This window comes from Rhodopila sp. (assembly GCF_035548095.1).
Lineage (GTDB): Bacteria > Pseudomonadota > Alphaproteobacteria > Acetobacterales > Acetobacteraceae > Rhodopila.
On sequence record NZ_DASZUV010000028.1, the window covers coordinates 232,291 to 249,346 of the forward strand.

At 68.3% G+C, this 17,056-nt stretch carries 16 protein-coding genes; all 16 read left to right on the top strand.

The features are described from left to right. Positions 1 to 57 precede the first annotated feature (57 nt). On the top strand, positions 58 to 1,848 hold the full coding sequence (locus VHC04_RS20370; RefSeq protein ID WP_325684567.1) for a thiamine pyrophosphate-requiring protein: 1,791 nt from the start codon (positions 58 to 60) through the stop codon (positions 1,846 to 1,848). A 145-nt stretch (positions 1,849 to 1,993) separates the two neighbouring features. Beyond that, the gene (locus tag VHC04_RS20375) at positions 1,994 to 2,809 is read left to right on the top strand and encodes a hypothetical protein (RefSeq protein WP_325684568.1); all 816 of its coding nucleotides are present in this window, start codon (positions 1,994 to 1,996) and stop codon (positions 2,807 to 2,809) included. Continuing rightward, on the top strand, positions 2,802 to 3,443 hold the full coding sequence (locus VHC04_RS20380; RefSeq protein ID WP_325684569.1) for a gluconate 2-dehydrogenase subunit 3 family protein: 642 nt from the start codon (positions 2,802 to 2,804) through the stop codon (positions 3,441 to 3,443). The genes VHC04_RS20375 and VHC04_RS20380 overlap by 8 nt, the downstream gene beginning before the upstream one ends. Continuing rightward, positions 3,433 to 5,076, top strand: coding sequence for a GMC family oxidoreductase (locus VHC04_RS20385; RefSeq protein ID WP_325684570.1), 1,644 nt, complete (start codon positions 3,433 to 3,435; stop codon positions 5,074 to 5,076). The genes VHC04_RS20380 and VHC04_RS20385 overlap by 11 nt, the downstream gene beginning before the upstream one ends. Further along, the gene (locus VHC04_RS20390; protein ID WP_325684571.1) at positions 5,073 to 6,083 is read left to right on the top strand and encodes an SDR family oxidoreductase; all 1,011 of its coding nucleotides are present in this window, start codon (positions 5,073 to 5,075) and stop codon (positions 6,081 to 6,083) included. Before VHC04_RS20385 ends, VHC04_RS20390 begins: the two co-directional genes overlap by 4 nt. Positions 6,084 to 6,257: 174 nt before the next feature. Further along, positions 6,258 to 6,704, top strand: a complete 447-nt coding sequence (locus VHC04_RS20395) for a PPC domain-containing DNA-binding protein (RefSeq protein WP_325684572.1) — start codon at positions 6,258 to 6,260, stop codon at positions 6,702 to 6,704. 4 nt (positions 6,705 to 6,708) lie between these two features. Then, positions 6,709 to 7,920: an alpha-hydroxy acid oxidase gene (locus VHC04_RS20400; protein ID WP_325684573.1), complete on the top strand. Its 1,212-nt coding sequence runs from the start codon at positions 6,709 to 6,711 to the stop codon at positions 7,918 to 7,920. Positions 7,921 to 8,023: 103 nt separating this feature from the next. Beyond that, the gene (locus VHC04_RS20405; RefSeq protein WP_325684574.1) at positions 8,024 to 8,677 is read left to right on the top strand and encodes a cytochrome c3 family protein; all 654 of its coding nucleotides are present in this window, start codon (positions 8,024 to 8,026) and stop codon (positions 8,675 to 8,677) included. Next, positions 8,665 to 11,517 (top strand): 4Fe-4S dicluster domain-containing protein, encoded by a 2,853-nt coding sequence (locus VHC04_RS20410; RefSeq protein ID WP_325684575.1) that lies wholly within the window; start codon positions 8,665 to 8,667, stop codon positions 11,515 to 11,517. Before VHC04_RS20405 ends, VHC04_RS20410 begins: the two co-directional genes overlap by 13 nt. Further along, on the top strand, positions 11,514 to 12,842 hold the full coding sequence (nrfD, locus tag VHC04_RS20415) for an NrfD/PsrC family molybdoenzyme membrane anchor subunit (protein ID WP_325684576.1): 1,329 nt from the start codon (positions 11,514 to 11,516) through the stop codon (positions 12,840 to 12,842). Before VHC04_RS20410 ends, nrfD begins: the two co-directional genes overlap by 4 nt. Continuing rightward, a complete protein-coding gene (locus VHC04_RS20420) occupies positions 12,842 to 13,360 on the top strand; it encodes a DUF3341 domain-containing protein (protein WP_325684577.1) in 519 nt (172 codons plus the stop codon). Before nrfD ends, VHC04_RS20420 begins: the two co-directional genes overlap by 1 nt. Next, entirely contained in the window at positions 13,357 to 13,857 is a 501-nt protein-coding gene (locus VHC04_RS20425) for a c-type cytochrome (RefSeq protein ID WP_325684578.1), read from the top strand. The genes VHC04_RS20420 and VHC04_RS20425 overlap by 4 nt, the downstream gene beginning before the upstream one ends. A gap of 110 nt (positions 13,858 to 13,967) precedes the next feature. Then, complete coding sequence (locus VHC04_RS20430; protein WP_325684579.1) at positions 13,968 to 14,966, top strand: hypothetical protein; 999 nt, start codon at positions 13,968 to 13,970, stop codon at positions 14,964 to 14,966. Then, positions 14,959 to 15,309: a hypothetical protein gene (locus VHC04_RS20435; RefSeq protein ID WP_325684580.1), complete on the top strand. Its 351-nt coding sequence runs from the start codon at positions 14,959 to 14,961 to the stop codon at positions 15,307 to 15,309. Before VHC04_RS20430 ends, VHC04_RS20435 begins: the two co-directional genes overlap by 8 nt. Further along, entirely contained in the window at positions 15,306 to 16,073 is a 768-nt protein-coding gene (locus VHC04_RS20440; RefSeq protein ID WP_325684581.1) for an SCO family protein, read from the top strand. The genes VHC04_RS20435 and VHC04_RS20440 overlap by 4 nt, the downstream gene beginning before the upstream one ends. Positions 16,074 to 16,084: 11 nt before the next feature. Continuing rightward, positions 16,085 to 17,056 carry a cytochrome c oxidase subunit II gene (coxB, locus tag VHC04_RS20445; protein ID WP_325684582.1) on the top strand — a complete coding sequence of 324 codons (972 nt, stop codon included), beginning with the start codon at positions 16,085 to 16,087 and terminating at the stop codon, positions 17,054 to 17,056.

Consider the following 17,056-nt stretch of genomic DNA (forward strand, 5'->3'; position numbering starts at 1 on the left):
CGCGTACCCGCGGCAAGACACTTGGCGGCAAGACACTTCCAGCAAGGCGAGGCGGATATGGCGCAGAACGTGGCGGACTTCTTTTGGGAACGCCTGCATGAATGGGGCGTGCGCTGCGTTTTCGGCTATCCGGGAGATGGCATCAATGGCCTGCTGGGTGGGCTGCAGCGTCTGGGCGAGGACAAGATTCGCTTCGTCCAGGTCCGCCATGAGGAAATGGCCGCCTTCATGGCGTCGGCCTATGCGAAGTTTACCGGCAATCTCGGCGTTTGCCTCGCGACTTCCGGACCGGGTGCCTCGCATCTGATCACCGGGCTGTACGATGCGCGCCTCGACCACATGCCGGTGCTGGCCATTGCCGGCCAGCAGGCGCGGATGGCGGTCGGCGGCCACTACCAGCAGGAACTCGACCTTGTCAGCATGTTCAAGGATGTCGCCGGCGCCTTCGTCTATCAGGCCAGCATGCCCGCGCAAATGCGTCATTTGCTCGATCGGGCGGTTCGCATCGCCCTGGGTGAGCGACGGGTAACGGCGCTGGTCGTCCCCAATGACTTACAGGAGGAACCCTACACGCAACCGCCCCGGAAGCATGGCACCGTGCATTCCGGCGTCGGTTTCGCGGCACCCAAGGTGATGCCATACGAAACCGACCTGCGCCGGGCGGCCGAGGTGCTGAATGCCGGCAAGCGGGTGGCGATGCTCGTCGGGGCCGGCGCGTTGCAGGCAACGGACGAGGTTATCGCCGTCGCCGAGCGCCTGGGCGCGGGCGTGGCAAAGGCGCTGTTGGGCAAGGCCGTGGTGCCGGATGATCTGCCGTGGGTGACCGGCTCGATCGGATTGCTGGGTACAAAGCCGAGCTGGGAGATGATGGTCGACTGCGACACGCTGCTGATGATCGGCTCCGGATTTCCCTATTCGGAATTCCTGCCGAAAGAAGGCAGCGCGCGCGGGGTCCAGATCGATATCGAACCGGCCATGGTGAGCATCCGCTATCCCATGGATGTCAATCTGATCGGCGACAGCAAGGAGACGCTGCGCGCCCTGTTGCCGTTGCTGCAGCAGAAACAGGATGATTCCTGGCGGCGGCGAATCGAAAAGAACGTCGCGGAGTGGTGGCACGACATGGAGGCGCGGGCTCATGTCAGCGCCAATCCGGTCAATCCCCAACGCGTCGCCTGGGAGCTGTCGCCCTTGCTGCCCGAGCGCGCGATCATAACCAGCGATTCCGGCTCCTGCGCCAACTGGTATGCGCGCGATGTGAAGATCCGGCGTGGAATGATGTGTTCGCTGTCCGGCGGACTGGCGTCGATGGGCGCGGCGGTGCCCTATGCGATCGCCGCGAAGTTCGCGCATCCCGATCGTCCCGTGATCGCCCTGGTCGGCGACGGCGCAATGCAGATGAACAACATGGCCGAGCTGATCACGGTTGCCAAATACTGGCGCGAATGGAAGGATCCGCGCTGGGTCGTGTGTGTCTTCAATAACCAGGACCTGAACCAGGTCACCTGGGAACAGCGGGTCATGAATGGTAATCCCAAGTTCGAGGCGACGCAGACACTGCCCGATGTGCCATATCATCGTTTCGTGGAATTGATCGGTCTGCGCGGCCTCTACGTCGATACGCCGGAAGGCTTGGCAGCGGCCTGGCAGGAGGCGCTCAAGTCCGACCGTCCGGTGGTGCTGGAAGTGAAAACCGACCCCGAGGTGCCACCGCTGCCGCCGCATATCACGCTCGATCAGGCGCGGAAGTTCACCTCGATGCTGGTCAAGGGCGATCCCGACGAAAAGAGTGCAGTACTGGGCACGGCGAAGGAGGTATTGGCATCCGTCCTGCCCGGACGGGGCTGACATGCGCCCAGCCGCGCGGCTATCGGATCAGAATGCCGCCGTGCTTGCCTTGCGTGATGAACTCGATCGGCTTGACGCCCTGATCCGAAACCGGACGATCCGAAACCGGGCCGCGGTGGACCTCTGTCAAAACGATCCCGGTCGCATGCGCGCCGCTCGGCGGCTGAACGGTGCGACCGGTGTCCTTGCCGCCTCGGTCCTGCTGGATAGCGCCGTGGAACACTATCGCGGATCATTCGCCAACCCGGCGATGATCCTGCCGCTGATCGTTTCCAGCATGACGATCGGCGTCAGCGCCCATGGGTTCATCGATAAACGGCCGGGCGCCCACCGGATACGCGGGCTGACCTATGGCGCGGCCATGGTGACCGGCCTGTTTGGCGCCGGGTTCCATGTTTACAACCTGCTGAAACGGCCGGGCGCCTTGTCGCTGCAGAACCTGTTTTATGGCGCGCCGCTGGGCGCGCCAATGGCCTTGCTTCTCGCGGGCCTGCTGGGGAGCGCGGCGGAGCGGACGCGCAACGATCCGGCCATCCGCGGACGTATCGGCAGACGTATCGGCAGACGTATCGGCATGGGCCGGCTGGTGGGGCTGGTCAGCGGCCTGGGGCTTCTGGGGACGAGTGCCGAGGCCGGCCTGCTGCATTTTCGCGGCGCCTTCCACAACCCCGCCATGTTCGCCCCGGTCACGATTCCGCCAGTCGGCGGCGCCTTGTTGCTGAACAGCCTGCGCGGGCGCGGCGGATGGATGTCGCGCCTGTGGCTGCGCCTGACGGCAGCGCTTGGCCTTGCCGGCATCGGCTTCCACGCATGGGGCGTCCACCGCAACATGGGCGGCTGGCGCAACTGGCGGCAAAACCTTCTCAACGGGCCGCCGGTCCCGGCGCCACCCAGCTTCCTGGGCCTGTCTCTCGCGGGCATCGCGGCGCTGGACCTTTTGGATCTTCGTTGTGATGAGTGAACGCTACCCGGGATATGACGTCCTCGCGAAGCGAACCGGCCCCTCATGGAACGCACAGACGCGGCGGGTGGTGGACCAACGCCTTGCCGTCCCACGGGAGCCGCGGTTTCTCAGCGCTTCCGAATTCGAGACGCTCGATGCCATCGCAAGCCGCGTGACGCCGCAGCCGGCGGGACGGCCGCCGATCCCCGTGGCCGCCCTGATCGATGACAGGCTTCTGCGTGGACGCCAGGACGGTTTCCGTGGCGCGGCGATGCCGCGGGAGGCCGAGGCCTGGCCGCGCGGCCTGCGCGCCATCGATGCCGAGGCGCGGGCCCAGTACGGGTTGGCGTTTCACACCCTGTCCGGCGAACGGCAAGACGCCATCCTGCGGCGCGTCGCCGCGGGTGACGCGCATCATCAAGCCTGGCGCGGCATGCCCCCGGCCACGTTTTTCACGCAGCGGCTGCTGTCCGATATCGTCCAGGCTTACTGGTCCCACCCCACCGCATGGAGTGAGATCGGCTGGGGCGGCCCGGCCAGTCCGCGCGGTTACGTCCGGATGGGATATGATCGGCGCGACCCGTGGGAAGCGGCGGAGGCCCGAGCGGACAATGGCGTCCAGGCCCGCCGGGACAACCGCCGTGTCAGATGATCCGCTCAGCGAGCCGCGCGGCAAGGACGGCCGGGCGCCGGATGTGTTTCGTCCGGGCGGCTGGATGCCGATGCGCGCCTACCGGCTGTCGGAGGAGGTGGACTTCCTGATCGTCGGCACCGGCGCCGGCGGCGGCACCCTGGCGTGTCGGCTGGCGGAATCCGGCTTTTCCGTGGTCGGACTGGACGCCGGTCCCTGGTTCCGTCCGCTGGAGGAGTTTGCCTCGGACGAAGCGGAACAAACCAAGCTGTTCTGGACCGATGACCGGATATCAGCCGGCGGCAACCCGGTGCAGCTCGGCTCGAACAACAGCGGCAAGGCCGTGGGTGGAAGCACGGTGCATTTCGCGATGGTCTCATTACGGTTCCGTCCGGAATGGTTCAAATCGCGCACCCTGCTGGGATATGGCGCGGACTGGCCGGTCGACTGGCGGGAGATGTGGGACTATTACACGCAGGTTGAACAGGCGCTGAAGATCGCCGGGCCGGTGACGTATCCATGGGGCCCGCGTCGGCCGCGCTATCCCTATCGCGCCCATGAACTCAATGCCGCCGCGCTGGCGCTGGCCGAAGGGTGTGAGGCCCTGGGGATCGCCTGGACCGAAACGCCCCTGGCCACCCTGTCGGCCCCGCGAGGCCGCGCGCATCCCTGTGTCTACCGTGGGTTTTGCGTGTCCGGCTGCTCCACCAATGCCAAGCAGAGCGCGCTGGTCACCTGGATACCGCGCGCCGTCGCGGCGGGGGCGGAGATTCGCGATCTTTCGATGGCCGGCCGGATCGAAACCGATGCCGCCGGCAAGGCCGTGGGCGTGCACTATCATCGTGAAGGCCGTTGGCATTTCCAGCGGGCGCGGAACGTCGTGGTCGCGGGCTATGCGATAGAGACCCCCCGGCTCCTGCTGAACTCCGCGACCGATCGTTACCCGGACGGCCTGGCCAACAGCTCCGGCCTGGTGGGGCGATATTTCACGGTCCAGGCGAACCAGGCCGTATGGGGACTCTCGGACAGGGAGATACGCAGCTACAAGGGGCCGCCGTCATTGGCGCTGACGGAACATTGGAATTACGAGGACGCGAAGGATTTCTTCGGCGGCTATTGCTACATGAGCCAGGGGCCATTGCCGCAGCTATGGGCCAAAACCCTGGCGGAATCCCGCGGACTATGGGGCCGGTCCCTGATGGCGGCGATGGCGGACTACAATCACCAGGTCGGCCTGAAGATCGTCGGCGAAATGATGCCGCAGGAGCGGAACCGGGTCACCCTGGCCGAGGACAAGGATCAGTACGGCCTGCCCGTCGCCCGCGTCGAATACACGTGGTGCGACAACGACCAGGCACTGATCGATCATTCGCTGCGTTTCATGACGCAGGCCCTGCAGGCGATCGACTGCCGCGATATCTGGGCGCAGACCGACGATACCTGCCACATGAACGGCACCGCCCGGATGGGCGACGATCCCCGCACCAGCGTAGTGGACGCCAATTGTCGTTGCTGGGATGTGCCGAATCTCTGGATCTGTGACGGATCGGTCTTTCCCACCGTGGGCGGCGTCAATCCATCGCTGACGATCCAGGCACTTGCCTGCCGGACCGCCGACCGCATTCGCATCTTATCGTCACGAGGCGAGCTATGAGCGCAGGAATCGTTGTGGTGACCGGCGGCAGCGCGGGGGTAGGACGCGCCACCGTGGAGGCGTTCGCGCGGGCCGGCTGGAATGTCGGTATCATCGCGAGAGGGCAGCTGAGGCTGGACGCGGCGGCGGCCGAGGTCGAACGCATGGGACGGCGGGCCTGCGCGGTGTCCGCCGACGTGGCCGACCCCGAGGCAGTGGAACGCGCCGCCGAGGCGATAGAGCGGAAGCTGGGTCCCATCGATGTCTGGGTCAACAATGCCATGGCAACGGTGTTCGGGCCGGTCTCCGCATTGACGGCCGAGGAGTTTCGGCGCGGCACGGACGTGACCTATCTCGGCCAGGTGCACGGGACCATGACAGCCCTGAAGCGCATGCGGCCACGCAACAAGGGTGTCATCGTCAATGTCGGATCGGCGCTCAGCCACCGGGCGATCCCGCTGCAATCGATTTACTGCGGCGCGAAATACGCCGTGCGCGGCTTCACGGATGCGCTGCGATCGGAATTGCTGCACGACGGCGTCCCGGTGCACCTCACCATGGTGCATCTGCCGGCGATCAACACGCCGCAATTCGAATGGGCCCTGAACAAGACGGGCTTCAAGCCGCAGCCGGTGCCGCCGATCTTCTCCCCCGACGTGGCGGCCCGCGCGATCCTGTTCGCCGCGACGCACCGGCGACGTGAGGTCTGGGTCGGGTTTTCGACCGTCAAGGCGATCCTTGCCGGCAAGCTGGCCCCGGGACTGGTGGACCGCTATCTGGCGCGGGTGGGCTATAGCGGACAACTGACCGCCGACCCGGCACCGGCGCACGCACCCGGCAACCTGTTCCAATCGGTCGTCGGCGCCTGGGGCGCGCACGGGCGCTTCGTAAACCGGGAGCGGCAGCGGAGCCTGGAGATGATGGTGACACGTCACCGTGGCGTCGCCGGCCTGGCGGTGGCGGCGGTCGCCGCGGGGCTGTGGTGCGGTCTCCTGTGCGCCGCCCGGGCGAGGCGGACGGAAAGCTGATCCCCACACCGACGGAAGCACTCCCTGGCGCGCGCCGCGCCGGCCACGGACACGATGGCGGGAAGTTTATGCCACCGGCGGGAACGCCAGGCCGGCTGAACCGTTCGATGATGGAATGTTCATGCGGACAGTCCCCGCCGACTTAGCACGCTGGGGCATATCACGGGGCATACCATGCAGGCACGTTTGATCAACCAGGCCGGTCAGCAGCGCACATTCGTCATCGTCCTGGAAAATGGCGACGACGTGATGACCTGCCTCAAGCAGTTTGTCGAGCGCGAGAGAGTCGGTTCGGCCCAGTTCACCGCCATCGGCGCCTTCCGCTCGGCGGTGCTTGGCTATTTCGATTGGGAGACGAAAACCTATCAGCGGACTCCCGTCGACGAGCAGGTCGAGGTCGCGGCTTTCACGGGTGATGTCGCCGCCGCGCCGGACGGCAAGCCGGCCCTGCACATTCATTGCGTGCTGGGCGGCCGGGGCGGCCGGGTGGTCGCCGGCCATCTGCTGGAAGGGCATGTCAGGCCGACATTGGAGATCGTGTTGACCGATAGCCCGGCGCATCTGAGGAAGCGGCACGACCCCGAAAGCGGCCTGGCCCTGATCGTGCCTTCGGCGAGCTAGCGGCATGGACGCGCCGGCGACCGATGGGCACTCCGGCCAGGCGCGGGTGGAACGCGTGCCTCGGCGCCTGCGGGATATCCTGGACCTGGATGATTTCGAACGCGCGGCCAAGCCGAAGCTGCCGCATGCGATCTACGGATATGTCGCCCATGGCGCGGAAACGGAAGCCACGCTGAGGGCCAATCGCGCCGCGTTCGACGACTGGCGCCTGGTGCCGCGCGTTCTCGCCGGCGTCAGCGAACGGCATCAGGGCATCACGCTGCTGGGCCGCCAGTACGCCACGCCGTTCGGGATCGCGCCGATGGGCGGCAGCGCCCTGGTCGCGTACGAAGGCCATGCCGTGATGGCCAGGGCCGCGCGGAAGGCGGGCATCCCTTTCATCCTCAGCGCCAACTCGATCATTCCGCTGGAGGAAGTGGTCAAGGCGAATCCGGACATGTGGTTCGCCGCCTACCAATCCCCCGACCGGGAGGCCATCGAAGGCATGACGCGACGCCTTGCGCGCGCGGGCGTCGAGGTCCTGGTGGTCACGGCCGATGTGCCGATCGGCTCAAATCGCGAGGCGGACGCTCGCGCGGGCTTCGGATTTCCGATCCGGCCCAGCCTGAGGCTGGGATGGGATGTGGCCACCCACCCAAGATGGTTGACGGGAGTGTTTGCCCGCACCCTGGCACGACGGCGTTCCCCACACATCGACAACCTGGAGCCCTGGGGCGGACCCGGCCTGTTCTCCCGCGAGGTTGCGGGAATAGCGGCGCACGAAGCATTGTGCTGGCGCCACATCCGCCTGATGCGTGAGCTGTGGAAGGGCAAGCTGGTGGTGAAGGGCATCCTGTCATCCGGCGACGCGGCCATCGCCCGCGACTGCGGCGTCGACGGCATCATCCTGTCGAATCATGGCGGGCGCCAGCTCGATCAGGCTGTTTCGCCAATGCAAATACTTCCGCGCGTTCGGGAACAGGCGGCCGGACTGGCCGTGATGATCGATAGCGGGTTTCGCCGCGGCACCGACGTGATCAAGGCGCTCGCGCTGGGCGCCGACGCGGTGTTCGTCGGCCGGCCCTTCCTGTTCGCGGCGGTCGTGGCGGGCAAGGCCGGCGTCGGCCGGGCGATCGATCTGTTGAGGACGGAGATCGATCGCGACATGGCACTGCTGGGGGTGCGCCGCCTCGAAGAGCTGAGCAAGGACCTGCTGCAGCCGACGAATATCACCTGAGCCATCCACGGGAAGAGCGCGAAAATTAAATTGCCGTCGGCCCGGAACATGGCCACGGCGCGAGCGTTTCCTCCGCGGTGGCTGGAAGGACCAGGCAAGCGCGATGGCGGCCATCTTCGGACCGGAAGCAAATCTGGGCGCACGCCTTGTGCTGCTGGCGATGGCCGGGATGGCCACCCTGCTGGTCGGTGGCTGGATCGTGCTGCCGCGCACGGATTGGCTCACCGGCCGGGGCTTTCCCATTCAGCAGCCGGTACCGTTCAGTCATCAGCATCATGTCGCCGGCCTCGGGCTGGATTGCCGCTTCTGTCACGCCACGGTGGAGACATCGGCCAATGCCGGGCTGCCACCCGGCTATACTTGCATGACGTGCCATTCACAGGTCTGGACGCAGGCGGCGGTACTGGCGCCGGTCCGGCAGAGCCTGCTGCAGCATCGTGCGATCGCCTGGAACCGTGTAACGAACCTGCCGGACTACGTTTATTTCGATCACAGTATTCATGTCGCCAGGGGCGTCGCCTGCGAATCCTGCCATGGACGCGTCGACCGCACGGCGCTGTTGGACAAGCAGCACTCCCTGTCGATGGGCTTCTGCCTGGACTGTCACCGGAATCCGGCGCCGCGGCTGCGCCCGCCGGACGCGGTCTTCGCCATGGGATGGCAGCGCGGGCCCGCGACGCCATCCCCGCAAGCCCTGATGCGCCTGTACCATGTCGGTGACCGGAACCTGACGGACTGCACGCTATGCCACCGCTGAAGGATGAGGTGGCGCGTCTGCCGCCGGCAGCCCTCGCCGAAGCAGAGCGGATGGCCCGCCAGGACGGAAAACTGTCCGCGGCCTTGGCGCATCCGCTGGAGCGCCGGCGGATTCTGACCCTGTTGGCCAGCGGCGCGATCGCCGGCCCGCTGGGCCGCTGCGATCCCGGCGCGGCGGACCGGCATCTGTACAGCGCGGCCGAGGCGCCGGAGGGGATCGTGCCCGGCCGCACAGAGCGGTTCGCGACCGCGCATCTGCTGGAGGGCCATGCCCGCGGCATCGTCGTCACGCATCGCATGGGCCGGCCGCTGAAGGTCGAGGGCAATCCCGGCCACCCCGCGAGCCTGGGCGGCACCGATCCCTTCGCTCAGGCCGCGCTGTTCGACCTTTACGATCCAGACCGCGCCAGCGGTCCGCTGCAAGGCGGCGAACCCGTGGCGCCGGCCCGCGTGGCGACCATGTTCGCCGCCTTGCGCGCCGATCTGGCGGCGTCGCGCGGACGTGGCTTTCGCATCCTGACGGAGCCGCTGACATCCCCCAGCCTGGGGCGGATGCTCGATACGGTCCTGGCGCGCTGGCCCGAGGCGCGCTGGCACCAGCACGCGCCGCTGCCGCGCAGCGCGGCCTTCGCCGGCGCCATGGCCGCCTACGGCAAGCCTTTGTCGGTGCTGCCGAACCCGGCCGCGGCGGACGTGATCCTGGGATTGGATAGCGACCTGCTGGACGCCTGGCCGTGGCAGCTGCCGGCGGCCCGCGGCTTCGCGTCGCGGCGCAACCCGGTGCGCGCGCCCATGAGCCGCGTCTATGCCATCGAGCCGACGCCCAGCCTGCTGGGTCTCCAGGCCGACCATCGCTTCGCGGTGGGGTCGGTCGAGCTGCACCGGATCGCGGGTCTGCTGGCGGCCGGGCTGCTGCAAGGCGCGGTACCGGCGGACGGACCGCCCTGGCTTGTTCCGCTGCTGTCCGACCTGAAGGACCATCACGGCCGCGCGCTGGTCCATGTCGGCCCGCATCAGCCCGCGGCGCTGCACGCGTTGTGCCATGCGATGAATGCCGCGCTGGGTGCGCCCGGGAACACGCTGACCCTGTGCGCACCGGCGCTGCATCACCCGGTCGATCCGGGAACCGATCTGCGCGATCTGGTCGAAGACATGGCCGCCGGCAAGGTCGAGACCCTGTTGGTGCTTGGCGGTAACCCCTGCTTCATCGCCCCTGATTTCCTGGCCGCGCTGGGTCGCGTGCGCCGCGCCATCGCCGCCTGCGACGCCCCGAACGAAACGGCGCTGGCCTGCGGCTGGTATGTGCCGCTGGCCCACGCCATGGAAGCCTGGAGCGATGCCCGGGCGCTGGACGGCACGGCCGGCATTTGCCAGCCGCAGCTGCGCCCGCTCTACGCCGGTCAGAATCCGCTCAGCGTGCTCGGCCAGTGCCTGGAGGCCGTACCGGACTCGCGTGCCTGGCTGCGCGCCACCTGGCGGGACAGGCTGCCGGATGACCGCGCCTGGCAGGCCGCGCTGGCGGCGGGGGTCATCGCCGGCACCACGTTCCCCACGTTGGCGGCGACCCTGCGTCCGGCGGCCGCCAGCACCGGCATGGCTGGGACCGGCATGGCTGGGACCGGTACGGCGGGGGCTTCCCCCGGCCTCGATGTGTCGTTTCGCGCGGACGCCCGGCTCGGCGATGGGCAGTACGCGAACAATCCCTGGCTGCAGGAACTGCCCGATCCGCTGACCAAGACCGCATGGGACAATCCGCTGCGCCTGCCGCCGCGGCTCGCCGGCCGCCTTCATGCGCGGGACGGCGACCTCGTGACGCTGGGCATCGGCGATCGGCGCGTGACGCTGCCGTGCTGGATCGTGCCGGGACAAGCCGAGGGCTGCGTGGTGGCGACGCTCGGCCAGGGGCGCCGGACCGGCTCCACGGCACGCGGCGTCGGCACCGACCTGTATCCGTTGCGGCTGGCGCGGGGCGCGGTGGACATCCGCCGGGTCGGGGGCCGGCGCGAGGTCGCCTGCACGATGGGCCAGGCGGAGATGACGGCGGAAGCCGGCGACATCCTGCGCCGCATCGATTTGTCCGATTTCCAGGCGGGCGCGCGGCCGGACCATGTCGGCGGGGACGGCAGCCTGTATCACCGCGCGCCCCCTGGCCCTGCCGCCTGGGCGATGAGCATCGATCTGAATGCGTGCATCGGCTGCAATGCCTGCGTCACCGCCTGCCAGGTGGAGAACAACATTCCCGTGGTGGGGCGCGAAGAGGTCCTGCGCGGCCGCGTGATGCATTGGATCCGGATCGACCGCTACGAGACAGGGTCCTTCAGCGCCTTTCAGCCGGTGCTGTGCATGCAATGCGAACAGGCACCTTGCGAAACGGTGTGCCCGGTGGGCGCGACCGTGCACGACGCCGAGGGGCTGAACGGCATGGTCTACAACCGCTGCGTCGGCACCCGCTTCTGTTCCAACAACTGTCCCTACAAGGTACGCCGCTTCAACTATTTCGCCTTCGCCGCCGAGGAGCGCCGGCCGCCGGCCAGCCGCAACCCGGACGTCACGGTACGTGGCCGCGGCGTGATGGAAAAATGCAGCTTCTGCCTGCAGCGCATCGCCGCTGCCCGGGTCGCCCATGATCGGGACGGTGTCCCGGAACACGCCGAAACGGCATGCCAGGCAGCCTGTCCAACGCGGGCGATCAGCTTCGGTGACCTGAATGACGCACAGGCCGAGGTGCGCGCGCGCAAGCGCAGCCCGCTGGACTATGCGCTGCTGCCGGAACAGAACACGCGCCCGCGCGTCACCTACGAGGCGCGGGTCAGCAACCGCAATCCAGCGGCCGGCACATGAGCGCGTTGCTGGCGCCGGGCGTGACCGCGGGGTCGCTGACGGACCATGTCAGCGCGCTGGCCCTGCGCCGTCACGCGCCGCGCTGGTGGTGGATGGCGTTCATCCCGTCGCTCTGCCTTCTGGGGCTGGGGGTGCTGGCCGTGGGCTGGCTGTTCCTGGCCGGTGTCGGCATCTGGGGCATCGACTGGCCGGTCGCCTGGGGCTTCGCGATCATCAACTATGTCTGGTGGATCGGTATCGCCTCCGGCGGCACCTTCATCTCCGCCTTCTTCTTCCTGATGCGCGTGGACTGGCGCACCGCGCTGAACCGCACGGCGGAGAGCATGATGCTGTGCGCCGCCGCCAGCGCGGCCGTATTTCCCATCCTGCATCTCGGCCGGCCCTGGCTGTTCTACTGGCTGTTTCCCTATCCGGCGACGATGCGGCTCTGGCCGCAGTTCCGCAGTCCCCTGCTGTGGGATTTCTTCGCCATCCTGACCTACGTCGTCAGCTCACTGCTGTTCTGGTATCTCGGCCTCATCCCCGACCTCGCTTCGGTGCGGGACCGCGCGCGGCGGCGCTGGCAGCAGGTCTTCTATGGCTGCCTGGCACTCGGGTTCCGCGGTTCGGTTCGGGAATGGCGGCATTACCGGGCCAGCTACGGCGTACTGGCGGCAATCATGGCGCCGCTCGTCGTCTCGGTGCATAGCATCGTCGGGCTGGATTTCGCGGGCGGGCAGACGCCCGGCTGGCACTCCACGCAATTTCCGCCCTTCTTCGTCTTCGGCGCGGCGCTGTCGGGACTGGCCATGGTCGTGTTGATCGTGGTGCCGCTGCGCGCGTTGATGGATCTGCGGCGCTACATCACGCCGTACCACCTGGACGTGCTGGGAAAGCTGCTGCTCACCAGCGCCCTGCTGGTCGGCTACGCCTATCTGATGGATGCGTTCAGCACGTTCTACGGCGCCGAGAGCGCGGACATGACCATGTTCATGGACCGCGTCGCCGGGGTGTATGCGCCGGTCTATTACAGCACGCTGGTCCTGAACGTCCTGGCGCCGCTGGTGCTGGCCGCGCGCCGCCTGCGCCGCCAGCCGGCCGTGCTCAGCCTGGTCGCCGCCGGCACCATCGTGGGCATGTGGCTGGAGCGCTACGAGATCGTGGTGACCAGCCTGCACAAGACCCACCTGCCGTCGAGCTGGGGCGGCTTCACCGCGACCTTCTGGGATTGGGCGACCTTGGCCGGCAGCGTCGGCCTGTTCATGACGCTGCTGCTGCTGATCCTGCGCTTCCTGCCGGTCATTTCGGTCTCCGAGATGCGCGGCCTGCTGGAGCGGCGGCGGTGATGCTGGCGGTATTCGCCGACGCGGGCGCGCAGCGCCGCGCCGAGGCGGCCTTGCGCCAGGCCGGCATCAGCGACGTCGCGCGCCATCTGCCAGCCGAGCCGCGGGAGGGGATGGAACGGTCGGCGATTCCGCTGATCGTCCTGGTCTGCGGCCTGCTGGGCGCGGCCGCCGGCTTCGCCATGCAGGTCTACGCCACCGTCTGGAGCTATCCGCAGAATATCGGCGGACGGCCGCTGTTTTCCTGGCCATCCTACATTCCCATCGCGTTCGAGCTCGGCGTGCTGGCCGCGGTGGCCGGCGGGTTCGTCGCCTTCCTGATCGCGGCCGGCCTGCCGCTGCTGTACAGCCCGGAGGATCGTTCCGATCTGATGCGCGCCGCGACGCGCGACGGCTATGTGCTGGTGCTGCGGCCCGGGGACCGGAACCTGGCCTGGCGCGTGCTGCGCCGGCAGGACCCGGTCATGATCGAGGAGCTGCCCGAGGGAGCTGCCCGAGTGAGCCACAGGGTGCACCCGTGAGCGCGCGGCCCGCGATCCTGGCGGCGCTCTGCCTGGTCCTGCCGCTTGGCGGCTGCGATGACATGAGCCGGCAGGACAAGGACAGCGCCTATGGCAGTGTCCGGACGGCGCCCGGGCCGGTCCCGGACGGGATCGTCCGCTATGGTGACCAGCCGCGGGTGGTGCCCGCCGTCACGCTCGCGCTGCTGCAACGGGGACAGGAACGGTACCGCATCTATTGCGCGCCCTGCCATTCAGAGCTGGGCGACGGACACGGGATCATCGTGGCACGCGGCTTTCCGGCGCCGCCGAACTATGAGGAAGAGCGGCTGCGCGCCGCGCCGCCATCCTTCTTCTTCGACACGATCACCAACGGCCACGGCGTCATGTATTCCTTCGCCCAGCGCATCCCGCCGGCCGACCGCTGGGCGATCGTCGCTTATATCCGCGCCCTGCAGCTCAGCCAGCACGCGTCGTTGGCGGACCTGACACCGGCGCAACGGAACGCCGCGCCATGAGGACGCGGCCGAGCAGAACGCGGTCTTTAAACGGCGATGGCCAGGTCGGCGTCGTCCCGGGAGCACAACGGGACGCCGTGTCAAAGAGGGTGCGTTCCTCGCGGCGGCGCGTGGCCCTGATTGCGTGGCTTGCGGCGGTGGCCGGGGTGGCGGGGGCGGCGTTCATCTGGGCCGTCGGCACAAGCGGGTTCTTCGCCGCCTGGCTGGCCGGCCTGTTCGTCTTCCTGGGCTGGCCGCTGGGCAGCCTGGCCTTGCTGATGGTGCACGCGCTGACCGGCGGGCGGTGGGGCGAGGCGCTGCGGCCAGCCCTGCGCGCCGGGGTGCGGACGATGCCCCTTCTGCTGCCGGGCGTGCTGCCACTGCTGCCGGGTCTGCATCGCCTTTACCCGTGGATGCAGCATCATGCCGCGAACGCGTTCTGGCTGAACCGGGACTTCTTCCTGGGCCGGCTCGCGTTCTACCTGCTCGTCTGGTTTGCCCTCGGCCTGGTCGCCCTGCGGACGCGGGCCGTTGCGCGCATCGCGCCGATCGGCCTCGCGCTGCTCGCCCTGACCGCCAGCTTCGCCAGCATCGACCTGGTGGAATCGCTCGATCCTGGCTTCAGCTCCGCGGTGTTTCCGATGATCGTCGCGACCGGCCAGGTGCTGCTGGCGCTGTCGCTGGCGACGTTGCTGATGACCGGGCAGCTGCCGCCGGGACGGCGCGCCGATCTGGGCCGGCTCATGCTGGGGCTGGCGATCTTCTGGACCTATCTCGACGTCATGCAGTTCCTGATCGTGTGGCAGTCCGACCTGGCGTCCGAAGCGCCATGGTATGCCCGCCGCATGCGCGACGGCTGGGGCGCCGCCATGGCCGGCATCGCGGTTCTGCACCTCCTGGTCCCCTTCGCCCTGCTGCTGTCGCCGCGTTGGCAGCGCAACCCCGCCATCCTGCGTGGCGTGGCGGCGGCGCTGGTGCTCGCCGGCGTGCTGCGGACGGCATGGCTGGTGCTGCCCGACAGCCCGGCGGGCCTGCCCGCGGTCGGCGCGGCCATGCTGGCGTTCGGCGGCTGCGCGGCGCTGCTGTGCCGGCACGGCCTGCGCGTCGAGGAACGGGCCGGCCATGTCTGACCAGGCATTGCCGCCCGCGCGGCATGAGCGCCGCGACATCGGCTTCCGCGCCGTCGCGATCGGGGCGGCCTGCGCGACGCTGCTGCTCATGGCGCTGATCGGCCTCACGGCGCTGGTGGCGCCGCGGGCGATGCACCAACCCGATTCGCCGCTGCCACGGATGGCGGCTCCCGGGTTGCAGATCGACCCGCGCGCCGATTACGCCCGCTTCCACGCCACGGCATTGCGCCGCCTGGATGGTTTCGGCTGGATCGATCGTTCCGCGGGGACCGCGCATATTCCCATCACGCAGGCGATGCGGCTGACCGCGGCGCGCGGCATCGCGGGCTGGCCCGGTCAATGAGGCGCGCGGCATGGCTTGCCCTGCTTGGCCTCTGCCTGGTGCTGCCGGCGCATGCGGCCAGCCTGGCCGCGTTCGGCTTCACCCAGCGCCAGGGCGCCGCGCTGCCGCTGGATGCCCTGTTCCAGGACGCGGACGGGCGCCGCGACACGCTGGGCGATTTCCTGGCGCGGCGGCCGGTCATCCTCGCGCTGGGTTATTTTCATTGTCCCAATCTATGCGGCGTGGTGCGGGCCGACCTGATGGAGGCCCTGCGGAGCAGCGGCCTGGCGGCCGGGCGCGACTATACGCTGCTGGCGATCTCCATCGACCCGTCCGAGACCGCGGCCGACGCGGCAAACGCCAAGGCCGAGGACCGCGCGCGCTTCAATCCGGATCATGCCGGCGAGGCCTGGCACTACCTGGTGGGCACGCAGGCCGGCATCAACGCCGTCCAGCGCGCGGTCGGCTATCACAGCCGCTTCGATTCACGGCTGAAGCAGTTCCTGCATCCGGCGGGCCTGGTCATCGGCACCCCCGACGGTCGCGTTTCCGGCTATCTGCTGGGAGTCGGTTATTCCGGGGGAGATCTGAACGCGGCGGTCATGCGCGCCGCCGGCGGCGCGACCGCCAGAGCCCTTCCCGTCCTGCTGCTGTGCTTCCATTACGATCCCGCCACCGGCCGGTACTCGCTCGCCATCATGAAGGTACTTCGGCTGGCTGGCCTCCTGACGGTGCTGGTGCTGGGCGGGGTGATCCTGCTGGTCCATCGCGGGGCACGGCCATGACGCCGCCGGCCATGGTGTCACCGGACATGGCACCATTGGGCATGGCGCCATTGGGCGTGCCACAGGCCAGCACGGTGGCCCCCGAGGTCGACGCATTGATCGGCGCGCTGCTGGCGATCAGCCTGGCCGTGCTGGCATTGGTCTTCGGCCTGCTGCTGACCTACGTGGTGCGCTACCGCGCCGGCAGCGATGCCTTCCGCGGCGACCTCGCGGCGAAGACCTGGCGCGTCGAGATCGCGTGGACGGCCGCGACGCTGCTGGTCTTCTTCGGCCTCTTCGTCTGGGGCGCCGATCTCTACGCGCGCCTGTTCGAGCCACCGAGCGCCACGCTGAACATCAATGTCGTCGGCAAGCAGTGGATGTGGAAGATCGAACATCCGGGCGGCCAGCGGGAGATCAACGCGTTGCACGTGCCGGTCGGCCGCCCCGTGCGGCTCGTATTGACATCCGAGGATGTGATCCACGATTTCTCGATCCCGGCCTTCCGGCTGAAGCATGACGTCGTGCCCGGCCGCTATTTGTCGATCTGGTTCCAGGCCGACCGCATTGGCGATTATCCGTTCTTCTGCACGCAGTTCTGCGGCACCGACCATGCGGCGATGCGCGGCGCCGTGCATGTGATGAGCCAGCCCGATTACGCACGCTGGCTGGATGGGCAACCCGCATCGCGGAGCCTGGTGCGGCAAGGCCAGACCCTGTTCATGCGCTTCGGCTGCAGCGGTTGCCACCAGGCCGGCAACGGCCTGGCGAGCAGCACCGTGCACGCCCCATCGCTGAACGGCATTTATGGCCGCCCCGTTGCCCTGGCCGACGGCAGCACCGTCATCGCCGATGACCGCTACCTGCATGATTCCATGACCGATCCGAACAGCCAGGTCGTGGCCGGCTATGCGCCGGTCATGCCCACGTTCGCGCATGTGGCGTCCGAAGCGGAGATCCTGGATCTGATCGCCTATATCCGATCGCTGTCGCAGGGAGGCTGA